Origin of the sequence: Shewanella sp. SM20 (assembly GCF_025654545.1) — a bacterium.
GTDB lineage: Bacteria > Pseudomonadota > Gammaproteobacteria > Enterobacterales > Shewanellaceae > Shewanella > Shewanella oncorhynchi.
Map to the genome: position 1 here is coordinate 59,247 of NZ_JAKKRK010000012.1, position 15,077 is coordinate 74,323.

Here is a 15,077-nt window from a genome sequence, read left to right on the forward strand (position 1 = left end):
TCAAATCAGAGAGTTTGATCTTTCCCGCAATCCAGTGACTACCGCCGCTATTTTAAGAGCGGCAAGTCTGTGGTTAATTCGCCTCGCTGGCGAGAGTAGTTTCAAAAGGGGTATAACGGATCTGATTGATATACCACTCTTTTGGACCCGATGGCGTTTGCACTAGCACCTCATCATCCACTTGCTTGCCGATTAAGGCACGCGCCATGGGCGAGTCGATGGTGATATAGCCTAATTTTGTATCGAGCTCATCTTTACCGACGATCCGATAACGCACTCGATCACCTGCTTCATTTTCAAGCTCAAACCAAGCGCCAAAGAATATTTTGCCTTCCTGCTGCGGCGAGTAATCGACGATTTTTAATTCTTCTAACCGCTTAACTAAGTATCTGACTCGGCCATCAATTTGTCTTAACAAACGCTTGTTGTAGGTGTAGTCCGCGTTCTCACTACGGTCGCCCTGCGCCGCCGCTTCTTGGACTTTAAGGGTGATTTGCGGCCGATATTCCTTCCACAAATACTTCAATTCTTTATCTAAAGTTTGCCAACCCTGTCGGGTGATCAAATGCGCTTTCATACTCATTACTCAATCGTTGGATTAAACGACCACAATTGATGCGGGATAATATATTAGACTGATGATACTCAGACTGGACGCTAAAGTTAACTCACTAAATCATCTCTGTGCATAATGGCTTTTAAATCACCTCTTTTACTGATGCCAATTTAGTTACAATTTCAGCTATAGCGTGAATAAACGCGAGTATTCCCATGCAATTTCATTTGCTTAGTATTAACATTGGGCAATCAATGTCAGCATTTATCGCATTCAAGTTACTAAGGTGAGCTAGTCGCCTTGGTTGAATGCGGCTATATTAGGCAGATTCGTTTTCAATTTCAGCCAGTTGGTTAATCTTAACTGTTTCTCGTCAGTAGAATAAGCACCAATCTGAGCAATTAAAGGACATCCCATGGGACAAGAAACCTCGAAAATCCTCGTCGTCGATGATGATATGCGCCTGCGAGCGTTACTCGAGCGTTACCTGATGGAGCAAGGTTATCAGGTGCGCAGCGCGGCCAATGCCGAGCAGATGGACCGCCTATTAGAACGTGAAAACTTCCATTTACTCGTGCTCGACTTGATGTTGCCCGGTGAAGATGGCCTGTCTATCTGTCGTAGGCTGCGCCAGCAAGGTAACCCCATTCCGATCGTGATGCTGACGGCCAAGGGCGATGAAGTCGACCGCATTATTGGTTTAGAGTTGGGCGCTGACGATTATCTGCCAAAACCTTTCAATCCACGGGAATTACTTGCGCGGATCAAAGCCGTGATGCGTCGCCAAACCCAAGATGTGCCCGGTGCGCCCGCTCAGCAGGAAGCACAGATTAGCTTCGGTGAGTTCTCGCTGGATTTAGCGACCCGTGAGATGTACCACGGCGACGAATCGATTGCGCTCACTAGCGGTGAGTTTGCCGTACTTAAAGTGCTCGTCACCCATCCACGCGAACCCTTGTCTCGGGATAAGTTGATGAACCTCGCCCGTGGCCGCGATTATTCGGCGCTAGAACGCTCCATCGACGTGCAAGTGTCACGTCTGCGCCGCTTAATCGAAAAAGATCCCGCGAATCCTCGCTACATTCAAACGGTTTGGGGTTTAGGTTATGTGTTTGTACCCGATGGTGCCGCGCGTCGATGAGCCGCGCCGCCATCTTAATCTACTGCGGTTATTGAGCCCACGATGAAACCTAAGTTTTGGTGGCGGTTTGTTCCTCGCAGCGCATTTAGTCAAACCGTGATGCTGATTGGTTGCCTATTACTGATCAATCAGCTGGTGTCTTACGTCACGGTCGCCGTCTATGTACTTAAGCCAAGTTACCAACAAATCAATCAGTTAATCGCTCGCCAAGTCAAATTACTGTTTGTCGACGGCATAGATATTGGCCGCGAACACTTAACCATAGTCGATGCCCTTAATGCCAAAGTCCACGACGATGGCATGAAAATCTACAATCAACAGCAAGCGCATGAAGCGGGTATTGAGCAAGCCACTTACTATGGTTTCTGGTCATCGCAGATGTCGGAATATCTTGGCGGCGATGCTGAAGTCCGCGTCACCCATGGCAGCGTATTACAGATTTGGATCCGTCCACCACAGGCGCCCTCTATTTGGATAAAAGTGCCACTTATCGGCCAAAATGTTTCAGATCTTTCGCCACTCACCCTTTATTTAATGGTGATTGGCGCACTCAGTGTCGCTGGGGGATGGTGGTTTGCTCGCCAGCAAAACCGCCCACTTAGGCGACTACAAAAAGCCGCGATTTCAGTCTCCCGCGGTGAATTTCCCGACCCCTTGCCGCTAAAAGGTTCGAGTGAAATTGTCGAAGTTACCAATGCTTTCAACCAGATGGCACACAGCATGAAGCAACTGGAGCAGGACAGAGCGCTATTGATGGCGGGGATCTCCCACGATTTGCGCACGCCGCTCACCCGTATTCGCCTCGCCTCTGAGATGATGGTTGAGGAAGATCAATATCTTAAAGATGGCATAGTCAATGATATCGAAGATATGGACGCCATCATCAGCCAATTTATTGCTTACATTCGCCAAGATCAGGAAACCAGCCGTGAGCTAGGCCAAATCAATAAACTCATTCAAGATATCGCTCAAGCAGAAGCCAATCGCGCTGGTGAAATTGAAGTGGTGTTAACTGACTGCCCCGAAGCCCAATTCCAAGCGATTGCCATCAAGCGGGTACTGAGTAACTTAGTCGAAAATGCCTTTCGCTATGGTTCTGGCTGGATCCGCATTAGCTCACAGTTCGATGGCAAGCGTATCGGTTTTAGCGTTGAAGATAACGGCCCAGGGATCGATGAGTCACAAATTACCAAACTATTTCAACCTTTTACCCAAGGTGATATCGCCCGTGGTAGTGTTGGTTCGGGCCTAGGCCTCGCCATCATCAAACGGATTATCGATAGACACCAAGGGCAAATTACACTCTCCAACCGCGCCGAAGGCGGTTTAAAAGCCCAAGTGTGGCTGCCGCTGGAATAACGCGAGATCACATATTTGCAAATCAAATGACAACGCTGCATCCAAGTGAGCACTTGTCATATTAATGTCACCTTAAATTCATAAACTCAGCACAGTTACTGGCTCTGACCATTATGAAGATTGCAAAATGAAAATTTCAACGCTGTCGCTTTCTGCTTCTGCCCTGTTGTTATTGCTCGCGGGATTGCTAGCAGCCGTAGTGCTGTGGAGCAGTGATCAGCGGCAACAAATTGAGCAACAAACACTTACATTACAAGCTATTCAGCAGGATTTTCTCGTCGGTGTACGCCGCGATCTCGATGGCTATTTAGCCAGTGGCAACGCTAGCCAACTTGAACAAGCGAAAACCAAACTCAGCGCCATTAAAAACCAGCTCACGCAGCCTAACCTCGCAGCCATGGGCGCTACCGACAATGACTTGCAAGCCAGCCTAAGTAGCTTCATTCAAGATTTAGATACCAAGTACCGCGCCGCGGGTAAACTCGCTGGCAACCCTAGGCAACTGCTCGCCCACGCCGAATCTGAAATGCTCGACTATAACCGTCGTCTGGGCAGTTATGCCGATAAAGGCTTAGCCACAAATGCAGTGGTCGCCGAACAATATCTGCAATTGAGCCGCGATTTACCTTCTATCGTCTACCAACTTTCCCAGCTGACCGATGGTTATCTGATCGGTAAAAATCAGCAGCTCAAGGGCATTTTAGACAGCACCAGCAAAGAGCTAAATACGTGGCACGACACCCTCAGTGCACTGCCGTTAATCGGCGTATATGAACAGCAAGAAGCCGATGAATTTGCACTCGGCGCCAGCGAACCGGAACAAATTGAAATCGGCGAGAGTGACCGCAGTGAACTGCTCAGTCTCGCCAATCGATACAACAAAGAAGTCGCCAATACCCACCAATTACTGCAAACAAACCAAGAGATGCAAGATCAACTCATTCAAGCGATTAGCAATGTGGAACAACAGCTTATTGGTTTAGGTGAGGCTCAGGCAGCAAAGAACCAGCAACTGAAATATGAGTTACAGCTAATCCTCTACACTATGGTTTCCATCATGGCCTTGTTTGCGATTGGTTATTTAATCCTGCAGCAAAATCGTGTCGTCAAACCGCTAAAACGTCTCAACCAAGCTTTTATGAAATTAAGCGAATCGAACAGCCGCGAGCGTTTAGATATTAATCGTCGCTGCGAGACGGGCCAAATCGCAGGTCATTTCAACCAGTTACTGCACAGGTTTGAACAGGAAGACGAGGCACAGCGCCAGCAAATCACTAAGGTTTCTCAATCATTAAGCCAACTGGTGGCACGCATTACTCAGCTATCACAACACACAGAGCACACCCAAACGATTGTGGCCGATACGCAAACACAGACCGAGCATATCCGCAGCCTCGCCAATGAGGTGAGCCACACTTCGGCACTTGTGGAAGACAGCGCCGCCGAAACCATGCGCCAAATGCAGTCGAGTCAAGCACAAGCCGAGGCGGTATTGAGCGCGACCGAGCAAACACAAACCGCGGTAGGTCTGTGCCATTCGTCCCTTGAAAGCCTAAATAACTCAGTGACGGATGTATCGAAAATCATTGATGTGATTGGCAATATTGCCGAACAAACTAACTTACTCGCCCTTAATGCTGCCATCGAAGCTGCGCGGGCTGGCGAGCAAGGTCGCGGCTTTGCCGTGGTGGCCGATGAAGTGCGTAATTTAAGCCAACGCACCCAAGTGTCTTTGAATGAGATCGTGAAAATTCTGCAACAACTGACCCAATCAAATCATGCCCTCAGTGAGAGTGTCGATGGCATAGCACAGGCCACCAGCAGCCAGAAACTGCGTGCTCAGAGTCTGTGGCAAGTGGCGCAAACAGTGCAAAACCAAGCAAGTGAAATGGCTAATACCGCCAAACAAGGCTCGCTCAATGCCAAAGAGCAAGTCGATTATCTCGATGAATTTGTTCGCACTATGGATAGTTTAAAAGAACAAGCGCAAACCAGTTCACTGCAGAGTGAGGTCATCGCCCAAGAAGTACAGCAGAGTGTAGAAGATATTGAAACCAGCTTGGGGATTGGGTAAAGCCAAATAAACCGTGCGGCCTAAAACCGCACGTTTATTCACTTAATTTCTCTATTTGTGTTTAATCGTCGCTTCGACAATTGTGGATATTAGAGCCATCGAACTGACATTCGACATCAACCCATTTGCCTTCAAATGGCGTTAATGAAGCATCAGTCGCTTGATAGCCCCACAAGGTCTTTTGCATCACTAAACCCGACAAATCAAGCTCATTGCTTCGCACTTCAAGATCAACTTCTTTCACTAACCACTGGTTGTCTGCGAGTTCAACACCTTCTATTTGAATCCATTTTTGGTCAAGTGTCGCTAAGGTTAAACCGTCATCGAATTGAGTTCTGGCATCAATATCAAATGTAAATCCATTAATTTGTAGCTGATTATTGGTAGTCAGTGTCGCCAGACCTTCTAGCTCGAACTTTTTACCTAAGGTTGGAGGTATTCCACCATTATCATGTGATGTTTCAAATTCAACTTCTCTGGCCCATAAACCCTGCGGCATAGATTGAATATCTACATCGACTAACTTGCCTTCAACCAAGTTAGCTTGCTTGCCATCTTCAAATTGAGTATTTGTAGTGACATAGAGTCGAGTACGGGCATTAAGCTCAAACTGCGTTTTATCTTGGTTGACCCAAGTAATAGTCCCTTCTAGCTCCATATCGTTAAAAGACGCCGTATCTTCCACCTCGACTTCAGAGGCCAAAAATGAAGCACCACTTTGCTGGCCTTCCACTTCGACCCATGAGCCTTCCTGTAAGCTGCCTTCTAAACGTGCGTTGGCATAATTAATCACTGCCGAACCGATATTGAATTGTTGCGTGGCCTTGTTTAATCCAGAGACACGTCCCTCGATTTCAGCAAACGCAAAATTGGGGATAAGGTTTATAGAATTAACCTGCCATTCTCCCATTACCGTTGGATAACCATTTACCGCCACCCAATCGCCTACTTTATACAGGGTCGCGTCCGCTGGTTTAACGACTAAATTAATCCCATTAACGGCAATAGTATTTTGATTAACGGAACTGATTTCACCCACAAGGCTTGGATCTAATATGACATTTTTAGCCTGTTGGCCTTCATTATCAATTTTGACCCTCATCCCCATTTGAATGGCATTAACCTCTAACGGCTGTTGACCATAGTGAATCTTAGCATTAGCGATATTGACGTTATATCCATTGACCGTAATCGAATTATTGTCAGAAGCAATATTTGTTACTGTACCGTTAATTTTTGCGGGTAACGTAGGTTGTGGAACGATAGGATCGGGTTTAGAGGTATCTGTTGATGAATCATTACCACCGCAACCTGCCAGCAAAATGGCCGTAATACAAACTAAGAGTTTATTCATTTTCTTCCCTATTTTGTCTTGTTAAATCAGTGCTGGGCATCTTAGTATGAAGATCGTCAAGCAAATGTGAAGAAATGAATTAACCGATGAAAGTATTAATTGTTGATGATAATCATGATGTTATTGAAACAATCATGGATTATTTAACCCTAGAGGGGATTATTGCCGACTGTGCATATCACGGGGAAAGTGCAATCAATTTAATTCAACAAAACCATTACGATGTCATCATAATGGATATTATGATGCCCAAATTAGACGGTATTAATACGGTCAAAAAACTGCGTGAAGAAATTTATTGTAATACACCGATTATATTTTTAACCGCCAAAGATAGTTTGCAGGATAAAATTGATTCTTTTACATCAGGTGGGGATGATTTTTTAAATAAACCTTTCGCGATGGAAGAATTATGCTTACGACTGCATTCACTGCATAATCGTGGCCCACGTTTAGATGTGGGTACTTTGCGCTTCAGTGATATCAGTTTAAATTTGCAAACCCATCAAGTTACTCGTGCTGGTAAAGAAATTAAGCTCAGTAAAATTCAGCGCACCATTCTTTCACTGTTACTAAAACATGCGCCCGCTATCGTGAGTAAAGAGCAATTGGTAGATACAGTATGGGGAGATGATGCTCCTTCGAGTGATTCACTTCGCAGCCACATATACAGCTTACGCAGTGCACTCGATAAAGGTTTTTCAGACTCAAAATTAGAGACTATCCATGGCCAAGGTTACCGACTTATCCCCTGAGCATTTTCCGAGTTTATATAAAAAAATCCGCCTCACTTTTTTAGTATTAACTAGCTTGATGTTTGCCATTTTTTGGAGCCTCATTTATATCGCCGAAGAACAAATTGAGAAGATTAGCCTCGAGCAAACGCTGGCCACAGAGACTCGCGAATATCTAAAGAATTATCAAAGGTTTGGTGATAAAGCACAGCTCCCCGATATCAATGAATTGAAAACATATTGGAGCAAAGAGTTTGTACCAGCTTGGCTGCAACCTTATCAAAATACCGGATTTTACGAACATCAACTGGGTGACGAAGATAAACACTTTTTAATATCCGCTCATCCTTCTGGGCAAGGGCTGTTGTATGTGGTTTATAAGGATGACGCGGACGATTTCCTTGATAGCTATGAAGATAGAATGCACATTTTGATCTCTATTATGGGGATCGGTTTGCTCCTGTTTATCATGGCGTATGGATTGTATTTTGTACGTCTGCTATCCAGTCCACTTGCTGAGATTGAAAATAAAATCAATCAACTATCACCAAAAAGACCAACATCAACACCGAGTACTTCATACCGTGAAACCCGCCAGATTGAGCAAACCCTATTAAGCAACAAAGCTAAAATTGCCGCCTACTTCACTCGGGAACAAGAATTTAGCCGTTTTGCCTCCCATGAACTACGCACGCCCATTATGGTGATCCAAGGTTCGGTAGAATTGCTCAAAAAAATCCCCAATGCGACAACCGAGGCTCAACAATTAATGGTCAAAAAAGCCATTACACGTATTGATTACGCAGGGCATCAAATGAAAACGCTCACCGAGGCCTTTTTACTTCTCGGAAAAGAAGACATTGAATCCCAGCACTACAGCCAAATTGATTTAGCACCACGCCTTGAACACATTTTAGCTGAATTGGCGCAGCACTTTGCCAAGCAAGAAATCACCTACAGCTTAACGCTTAAAGATTGCTTGAGCATCAAGGCGCCACTGAGCTTTATTGACATAGTGATAGGTAATTTAATTAAAAATGCTTTCAATTACAGTGCCGGAAACATTGAAATTACGATGCAAAGCAACCAATTATGGATACTGAATCCACTAAGCACTCAAAGTACTGATACATCAGGCTATGGCTGCGGATTAATTATTATTGAACGTATTTGCGAGCGAATGGGCTGGGCATTTTCAACCCAAAACGATGGTGCTAGCTATCAGGCTTATGTTCAGTTTATAGATAATGCCCATTAACTGAAGTTAGCTTGGATAAATGACCTCGTTTTAGCAAATTCTGAGTTGCAAACCCAATCTTCACAACCGCTTCACGCTTGTCTTGGCACTATGCTCGCAACACTGTAATAGCCATTGAGGCTGAGTTACATAAAACCATAGAAAGGACAAACAGATGAATAAAATGACTCTTACCGTTTTCGCAATGGCACTTTCATTCACGACTATGACCAGCCAAGCAGGCTTTCAACCTACAACGGGTGAACCTCAAATACAGGGTGGCTTCCAAGGGCCGAGCGCAAGACAAGTGATTCATGATGTGGTGAGCGCGCTCAATGCCAGTGATGACGCCCAAATTGAGTTAACGGGCCATATCATTTCTTCCATTGGACACGATGATTATATTTTCCGTGACGCTACGGGTGATATTAAGGTCGAAATTGATGATGATTTATGGCGCGGCAACACAGTAACACCTGAGACTCAGGTCATTATTCGTGGTGAAGTGGATAAAGATTGGTCTGAAGTGACCATAGATGCAGACAACATTCAAATCGTACAATAAATTGATTTAGTTAAAGCCAGCCAATGAATGGCTGGCTTTGGTCACATCCAAACTTCATGTCTTAAATACGCTTAGATAGCAGCCAAAACAACTTCAGCTTTACTGGCTTCAAAAGCCTTTGGCTCTTCTACATTCAGTAGAGTCACTACACCGTTATCGATGATCATGGCATAACGTTGTGAACGCACGCCACCAAAACCGGCAGTATCCATCTCTAAACCTAAGGCTTTAGTAAAGCTGGCATCGCCATCGGCTAACATCATTAATTCAGAGGCATTTTGTGCTTCGCCCCACGCTTTCATCACAAAGGCATCGTTCACAGCAACACAGGCAATCAAATCCACGCCTTTCGCTTTAAATTGATCGGCTAATACCACATAGCCAGGTAAATGCGCTTCAGAACACGTTGGAGTAAAAGCACCTGGCACTGCAAACAATACGACTTTTTTACCCGCGAACAATTCGGTAACTTGGTGATTCACCATGCCATCTTTAGTCAGTTGACCTAATGTGGCAGCAGGTAATGTTTGACCTTGAGCAATCATGTCTTTCTCCATTTAGTTAAAATAACTCATCCATACTAGCCCTATTTACCGCAGATAAACACCGAGAGAAATAAGGGCGATTAGACTCGAGTTCGATTCAACCGCAGCCCCGCACACAAACTAAGACATAACAAACCTAATACTGAGAAGGCGCCGCCACTTTCCTCAACAACAATAATGTCGGGCTCTCTGTCTCGATCGCTACTCTCCAATGGCAGCGCATACAAACTATCGGTCTCATCGGCGCTAATGGTCGCAACAATATCGCTGTAACCCACTTCATACACATCAATCAACACATCATAGTGATCCGTCGCATAACCCGTGTAGAGCGTGGTCAACACTTCGTAATCGTCCTGTGTCGAATCGCCGTAAATGGTAAATACGTCTGTGGTGTAATAATGCACCCAAGGGCCACCATCACGACTGAGATAAAGCTCGGCAAATAAATCAGCTCTTTCATTAAGATATGCACCATTGACATCAACGTCGAAGGTCACGCTAAACGTTTGATAAAAACCATCGTAGTCAAAGTCTTCAAACAAACGACTGCTGGCATCAAAAATCGAAAAGCTGTGATACACAGGTGCGCGGTAGGGATCTTCACTGGTCGCACTCGAACTCGGAATCCCTTGGCTCGCATGTTTCGCTGTTACTTGCTCACGCGTCATCGGCGAGGCGCCCATAAGTTGCACTCGGTTTGTCGTCTGCGCTTTGGATGATAAGGCTGCTGGCGCCAAGGATTTCACGGCTGCAGCGGCGACTTCAGTGACATTTTTTGCGGGCGCGGCTTGTTGTAACAAAGCTAAAGCTTGTTGTTCCTGCTCAGCAGCTTGCTCGCTATTTTCTGCTTTTTTGGCAATACCAACACTGGCGGCAGTAAATGGCGTTAAGCTTTGCGATGACTCCAGTTCGCGGGGCTGAGCGCTAGCGGCAGGGGACGCTAAAAACAGCGCAGCAATAGCCGTTGCCATAAACAGCTTAATATTAACTGTGGCTGCCATATCTTGCTTATTGAGTGTGTTCATCTTGAATATCCTATGGATAACCCGTTCAAATTGGAGCTATTAAAGTGCAATGAAGGTGAACATAAGCTGAACATCAACGCCCACTGTTCTCAGCCAGAAGATACGTTCAGCCCGAGTTCATCTGGAATGGGTAACACTCACAAAACTTAAACGATACAAGCGCGAGCATAGAGATAGACTCGCCAACAGAACTTCAGTTCTGTCACGAATAACAAAATAACTGTCAGAGTTAATTTTGAAGGAATTGTGCCAACCAATTGGCTGATCTCTATGTGTTTGTTAAGGTGATGAGGTATTCTTAGTCGACTCGATAAGTTATCCATCTCACTCATTAACTTAAGATCGCTGAACATTGCGGGTACCCGATATGAAACTTGGTTTGACCTTGGCCCTAATCACTTGCTTATCAGCCTCCTTTGGTTGCATAGCAGGCAATGATAGACATGATGATCGCAATCAGCCTCGTAACCAAGGTGCGAAGAATGAGCAGCGCCGTCTAGCGGTCAATAGCCCTGATCAAGCGGTGGCAATGGCGCAACGACAATTTCAAGGCAAAGTATTGAGCGTACAATCCAGCGGATCGGGATATCGTATTAAAATCCTCAATAATGATGGCCAAGTATTTTCTGTTTCAGTAGATGCCGCAACGGGCCGAGTCTCGAGGAACTAACGATGCGATTGTTACTAGTTGAAGATGATATAGAACTACAGACTAACTTAAAGCAACATCTCCTCGATGCCCATTACAGTATCGATGTGGCGAGTGATGGTGAAGAAGGCTTATTTCAAGCGCTCGAATACAACTATGATGCAGCAATTATCGATGTCGGTTTACCTAAACTCGATGGTATCGCCTTGATCCGTAGCGTGCGTGAACAAAAACGCGACTTTCCTATCCTGATTTTAACCGCAAGGGACAGTTGGCAAGATAAGGTTGAAGGACTCGATGCCGGTGCCGACGACTATCTGACGAAGCCTTTCCATCCCCAAGAACTCATCGCACGACTAAAAGCCCTGATCCGTCGCTCCGCCGGCAAGGCCAGCCCCCTGATCTACAACGGCCCCTTTAGCCTTAACACCAGCAGCCTAGAAGTACGTAAAGGCGAAGAACTGGTTAATCTCAGTGGTTCTGAATACAAGTTATTCGAATTTTTTATGTTGCATCAAGGCGAAGTCAAATCAAAAACTGTACTCACAGAGCATATTTACGATCAGGATTTTGATTTAGATTCTAACGTCATCGAAGTCTTTATCCGCCGGTTACGCAAAAAACTCGACCCAGATAATCAATACAACTTAATTGAAACTCTGCGCGGCCAAGGTTATCGCCTAAAAGCGTTAACGTCTGGGCAAGCAGCCGATGAGTAAACGCGCCATGGCGTGGCAAGTGCTGAACTCCCTAAAAGCACGCTTAGTTGCCAGCGCGCTATTATTTATCTTAGTGTTATTGCCTTTGATCGGCGTTGCCTTAAACGATGCCTTTACCGAACAAGTTAAAAGCGCAACCAAGAATGAACTCAGTGCCTATGTCTATTCGATTCTCGCGGTGACTGAAGTCGAAAACAAACAAATCTCCATCCCAGAGTTAGTGTTAGAGAATCGTTTTAACCTCATTCAATCAGGGCTGTATGCCATTGCAACCACTGAAGACGCCAGCGGCAAACAAGATATAGTGTGGCATTCGCAATCTTTTATGGGGATTACGCCACCGCCACATTTTACCATCCCAGCCACGGGTCAAAGCGCATTTGAGCAAATCGAGCTCGCCGATCAACTCCATTTGATTTATAGCTTTAGTGTCAGTTTTGCCAGCCAAAATCAAAACGTGCCTGTGACAATCCACATTATTAAAGACGAGCGAGAATTTCAGCAGCAAATTGATCAGTTTAATCAACAGCTTTGGACTTGGCTGCTGATCTTAATGTTAGTCATGTTAGTGTTTCAATTGAGTTGGTTACTGTGGACGTTGCGGCCTTTAGCACGCTTTACCCAAGAGCTACATTCCGTCGAGCAAGGTAAGTCGATGCAGCTAAGTAGCCAGTACCCCACTGAATTACAAGCGGTTGCTCGGCAGCTTAATATTTTGCTCAATACCGAACAAACCCAACGAAAACGCTATCGTAATGCCTTGGCCGACCTAGCCCATAGCCTCAAAACACCACTGGCGGTGATCAAGAGTCAGGCCGACTTAAGCGAATCCTCCAGTGAGCAAGTATCAGTGATCAGCAGGATCATTGGCCACCAGCTAAAACGCGCCCAAACCGCAGCGGCGGCCTCGTGGCATTTAGGTATTCGTGTCGATGAAGTCGCCGCTAAGTTATTACGCACATTAGCTAAAATTTATCGAGAGCCACAAATCAATCTCAGCGGCGAGATGGTAGAACACGCAGTATTCAAGGGGGATAAAGCAGATCTGACTGAAATTCTAGGCAATTTACTCGACAACGCCTGTAAAGCCGCGAAGTCTACGGTGACATTAACGGTCACAGGCGATGCCTATCAACTGCTAATCTGTATCGAAGATGATGGCCCAGGGATCAGTGAAGCCCTGCAAAATCAAATCTTTGAACGTGGTATTCGCGCAGACTCCTACCTTCAAGGTAATGGTATTGGGCTTGCTATCGTGCGCGATTTAGTCGACAGCTATAACGGCAGAATTTCTGTCTCTCGCTCAGAAACCTTAGGTGGTGCCAAATTTAGCATCAGCTTTGCACACTCAGTTTAAGTCTTTATTTTCAATGTGATAGATTTATTACGTCTCTTAAAACTTGGCTATAAATAAATATTTAACCGCAAAACACTTTCAGCTTATGTTCATATTCACACGCCTAATATGCCCATAACATCCTCGAACAGGATTATTGGAGCAAACCATGAACAGACTACATCGATGGAATTGGCTAGTGTTAACGGCGGCATTAGTGGCCTTGCCTTTCACTACCACAGCACAGGCTGCGGGCATATCTGCGAGCCAAGGATCGAGCACAGCGGCAAGCCAAGCCGAACTCGAACAAATGCTGGCGCCTATTGCCCTGTATCCCGATAGCTTATTGACCCACATACTTATTGCCTCAACTTATCCACTCGAAATAGTGCAGGCACAGCGTTGGTTAACCCAGCGCCCCAAATCATCGATCGACCAAATTATGTCGCAAGCCGAAGATCAGGACTGGGACCCGAGCGTCAAAGCCTTGCTGGCCTTCCCGACGCTGCTGCAAAAAATGAGTGAAGATCTCGAATGGACTCAAAGACTCGGTGAAGCCTTCTTAGAAGATGAAGGCCAAGTGATGAACAGCATTCAGTCCCTAAGACAACAGGCTGATAAAGCGAATAGCTTAGCAGACATGGATAACATGGCAATTACACGCGCCAACAATCAGATCATCATAGAACCCGCTAAGCGAGAAATCGTCTACGTCCCCTATTACGATCCACGCGTGGTTTACGGCACATGGCGTTGGGGTGTGGCTTATCCTCCTGTATATTGGGAATTTGGCGGCTATGCTGGCTATCCCTATCGTCCGAGTCATAACCATTTCTACTGGTCACCGGGCATCCATATTTCCTTTAACTACTTCTTCAGTTCGTTCCACTGGCACAACCATAAAGTGGTGGTGATCGACTATCGCCATTCACACCGATATCGCCCACGGGAAAGATACAGTGTTAGCCATGGCGCACAACCTTGGAAACATAAACCCGAACATAGACGCGGTGTGAGTTATCACAATCCAGTGGTAAAACAACGCTATTACCATGATGATAAATATCGCGGCAGAGATTCACACTCAAGCGGCAGTAAACAGCACTTCAATAGCCAATATTCGAAGTCTAAAGAACGCCAAGATACCCATAGTAATCTGGGTAATATGAGTAATCAGGGCAATAAAAGTCGTGATAATAAAGACTATCACAACGTCAGCCGTGAACGTGATAACCGCACGCCGAGTTATCAGAAAACGCAAGCCGAGTTAAAGGAACGTCGATCTGCGACTATGGTACAAACGCCGACTCACAAGGAGCGTAATGACGCGCAATCAAGACCCGTGCAGTCAAAACCAATGCCATCGAAGGAGTCTCAGCAAAGGCAATATCAAACTCGGGAGTCACAACCGCGTAATATCGATCAACAAAGGGCACAGTCACAAAGGCAAGAAAAACCAAGAACTATGACCCCAAGAGTTGAAACGCCACGGCCTGAAACAAGACGTACAGAGCCACAACGGATTGAACAACCAAGACAAGCGGCGCCTAGACAACGCGAAGAAGTGAGAGTGAGACAAAGTGAGCCACGCCAAAATGCGCAAACCGCTCGCTCGGTAGAACATAACCAAGGTCGATCAACTCAAAGCCAAGAACGCCGTCATAGGGAATAACAAGATATAAACTGAAAACGAGTGCCCAGAAGACTCACCCTCTTACTGGGCATTTTTATGGATTATTTATCTGTAACATCACCTCACAAAGGCAACTTCCTCCAGAGT

The 15,077-nt window shown here is 45.6% G+C and carries 14 protein-coding genes; 10 read left to right on the forward strand and 4 right to left on the reverse strand.

Annotated features, from left to right (window positions below):
• Nucleotides 1-73: 73 nt before the first annotated feature.
• The gene (gene greB, locus L5M18_RS07155) at nucleotides 74-577 is read right to left on the reverse strand and encodes a transcription elongation factor GreB (protein WP_105250662.1); all 504 of its coding nucleotides are present in this window, start codon (nucleotides 575-577) and stop codon (nucleotides 74-76) included.
• Nucleotides 578-971: 394 nt separating this feature from the next.
• On the opposite strand from greB, the gene ompR reads away from it, so the two are divergent.
• From ompR to L5M18_RS07170, 3 genes are all read left to right on the forward strand, one after another.
• Nucleotides 972-1,697, forward strand: a complete 726-nt coding sequence (ompR, locus tag L5M18_RS07160; RefSeq protein WP_006079507.1) for a two-component system response regulator OmpR — start codon at nucleotides 972-974, stop codon at nucleotides 1,695-1,697.
• A gap of 42 nt (nucleotides 1,698-1,739) precedes the next feature.
• The gene (gene envZ / locus L5M18_RS07165; RefSeq protein ID WP_219254340.1) at nucleotides 1,740-3,056 is read left to right on the forward strand and encodes a two-component system sensor histidine kinase EnvZ; all 1,317 of its coding nucleotides are present in this window, start codon (nucleotides 1,740-1,742) and stop codon (nucleotides 3,054-3,056) included.
• 127 nt (nucleotides 3,057-3,183) lie between these two features.
• Nucleotides 3,184-5,130 (forward strand): methyl-accepting chemotaxis protein, encoded by a 1,947-nt coding sequence (locus L5M18_RS07170; protein ID WP_263196382.1) that lies wholly within the window; start codon nucleotides 3,184-3,186, stop codon nucleotides 5,128-5,130.
• A gap of 61 nt (nucleotides 5,131-5,191) precedes the next feature.
• Here the strand turns inward: L5M18_RS07170 and L5M18_RS07175 are convergent, their stop codons facing one another.
• Complete coding sequence (locus L5M18_RS07175; RefSeq protein ID WP_263196384.1) at nucleotides 5,192-6,484, reverse strand: DUF5666 domain-containing protein; 1,293 nt, start codon at nucleotides 6,482-6,484, stop codon at nucleotides 5,192-5,194.
• Nucleotides 6,485-6,570: 86 nt separating this feature from the next.
• Here L5M18_RS07175 and L5M18_RS07180 point away from each other — a divergent pair, with 86 nt between their 5' ends.
• From L5M18_RS07180 to L5M18_RS07190, 3 genes are all read left to right on the forward strand, one after another.
• On the forward strand, nucleotides 6,571-7,239 hold the full coding sequence (locus L5M18_RS07180; protein WP_263196386.1) for a response regulator transcription factor: 669 nt from the start codon (nucleotides 6,571-6,573) through the stop codon (nucleotides 7,237-7,239).
• Nucleotides 7,211-8,476, forward strand: coding sequence for a sensor histidine kinase (locus tag L5M18_RS07185; RefSeq protein WP_263182170.1), 1,266 nt, complete (start codon nucleotides 7,211-7,213; stop codon nucleotides 8,474-8,476). The genes L5M18_RS07180 and L5M18_RS07185 overlap by 29 nt, the downstream gene beginning before the upstream one ends.
• A 154-nt stretch (nucleotides 8,477-8,630) precedes the next feature.
• Entirely contained in the window at nucleotides 8,631-9,020 is a 390-nt protein-coding gene (locus L5M18_RS07190) for a YgiW/YdeI family stress tolerance OB fold protein (RefSeq protein ID WP_105250668.1), read from the forward strand.
• Between the two features lie 71 nt (nucleotides 9,021-9,091).
• Here the strand turns inward: L5M18_RS07190 and L5M18_RS07195 are convergent, their stop codons facing one another.
• Nucleotides 9,092-9,565: a peroxiredoxin gene (locus L5M18_RS07195; protein ID WP_113940228.1), complete on the reverse strand. Its 474-nt coding sequence runs from the start codon at nucleotides 9,563-9,565 to the stop codon at nucleotides 9,092-9,094.
• 80 nt (nucleotides 9,566-9,645) lie between these two features.
• Entirely contained in the window at nucleotides 9,646-10,593 is a 948-nt protein-coding gene (locus L5M18_RS07200) for a choice-of-anchor H family protein (protein WP_263196388.1), read from the reverse strand.
• Between the two features lie 367 nt (nucleotides 10,594-10,960).
• Between L5M18_RS07200 and L5M18_RS07205 the strand changes: the two genes are divergently transcribed.
• From L5M18_RS07205 to L5M18_RS07220, 4 genes are all read left to right on the forward strand, one after another.
• The gene (locus tag L5M18_RS07205) at nucleotides 10,961-11,263 is read left to right on the forward strand and encodes a PepSY domain-containing protein (protein ID WP_105250671.1); all 303 of its coding nucleotides are present in this window, start codon (nucleotides 10,961-10,963) and stop codon (nucleotides 11,261-11,263) included.
• A gap of 2 nt (nucleotides 11,264-11,265) precedes the next feature.
• Nucleotides 11,266-11,961: a response regulator transcription factor gene (locus L5M18_RS07210; protein ID WP_105250672.1), complete on the forward strand. Its 696-nt coding sequence runs from the start codon at nucleotides 11,266-11,268 to the stop codon at nucleotides 11,959-11,961.
• Nucleotides 11,954-13,318: an ATP-binding protein gene (locus L5M18_RS07215; protein WP_263196390.1), complete on the forward strand. Its 1,365-nt coding sequence runs from the start codon at nucleotides 11,954-11,956 to the stop codon at nucleotides 13,316-13,318. Before L5M18_RS07210 ends, L5M18_RS07215 begins: the two co-directional genes overlap by 8 nt.
• A 148-nt stretch (nucleotides 13,319-13,466) precedes the next feature.
• Entirely contained in the window at nucleotides 13,467-14,969 is a 1,503-nt protein-coding gene (locus L5M18_RS07220; RefSeq protein ID WP_263196391.1) for a DUF3300 domain-containing protein, read from the forward strand.
• Nucleotides 14,970-15,077 lie beyond the last annotated feature (108 nt).

Excerpts from the sequence above, each read along its gene's own strand:
- L5M18_RS07185 (WP_263182170.1), top strand. The coding sequence starts at position 7,211 with ATGGCCAAGGTTACCGACTTATCCCCTGAGCATTTTCCGAGTTTATAT.
- L5M18_RS07215 (WP_263196390.1), top strand. The coding sequence starts at position 11,954 with ATGAGTAAACGCGCCATGGCGTGGCAAGTGCTGAACTCCCTAAAAGCA.
- greB (WP_105250662.1), bottom strand. The coding sequence starts at position 577 with ATGAAAGCGCATTTGATCACCCGACAGGGTTGGCAAACTTTAGATAAA.
- L5M18_RS07170 (WP_263196382.1), top strand. The coding sequence starts at position 3,184 with ATGAAAATTTCAACGCTGTCGCTTTCTGCTTCTGCCCTGTTGTTATTG.
- L5M18_RS07180 (WP_263196386.1), top strand. The coding sequence starts at position 6,571 with ATGAAAGTATTAATTGTTGATGATAATCATGATGTTATTGAAACAATC.
- L5M18_RS07195 (WP_113940228.1), bottom strand. The coding sequence starts at position 9,565 with ATGATTGCTCAAGGTCAAACATTACCTGCTGCCACATTAGGTCAACTG.
- L5M18_RS07220 (WP_263196391.1), top strand. The coding sequence starts at position 13,467 with ATGAACAGACTACATCGATGGAATTGGCTAGTGTTAACGGCGGCATTA.
- envZ (WP_219254340.1), top strand. The coding sequence starts at position 1,740 with ATGAAACCTAAGTTTTGGTGGCGGTTTGTTCCTCGCAGCGCATTTAGT.
- L5M18_RS07210 (WP_105250672.1), top strand. The coding sequence starts at position 11,266 with ATGCGATTGTTACTAGTTGAAGATGATATAGAACTACAGACTAACTTA.
- L5M18_RS07200 (WP_263196388.1), bottom strand. The coding sequence starts at position 10,593 with ATGAACACACTCAATAAGCAAGATATGGCAGCCACAGTTAATATTAAG.
- L5M18_RS07205 (WP_105250671.1), top strand. The coding sequence starts at position 10,961 with ATGAAACTTGGTTTGACCTTGGCCCTAATCACTTGCTTATCAGCCTCC.
- L5M18_RS07175 (WP_263196384.1), bottom strand. The coding sequence starts at position 6,484 with ATGAATAAACTCTTAGTTTGTATTACGGCCATTTTGCTGGCAGGTTGC.
- ompR (WP_006079507.1), top strand. The coding sequence starts at position 972 with ATGGGACAAGAAACCTCGAAAATCCTCGTCGTCGATGATGATATGCGC.
- L5M18_RS07190 (WP_105250668.1), top strand. The coding sequence starts at position 8,631 with ATGAATAAAATGACTCTTACCGTTTTCGCAATGGCACTTTCATTCACG.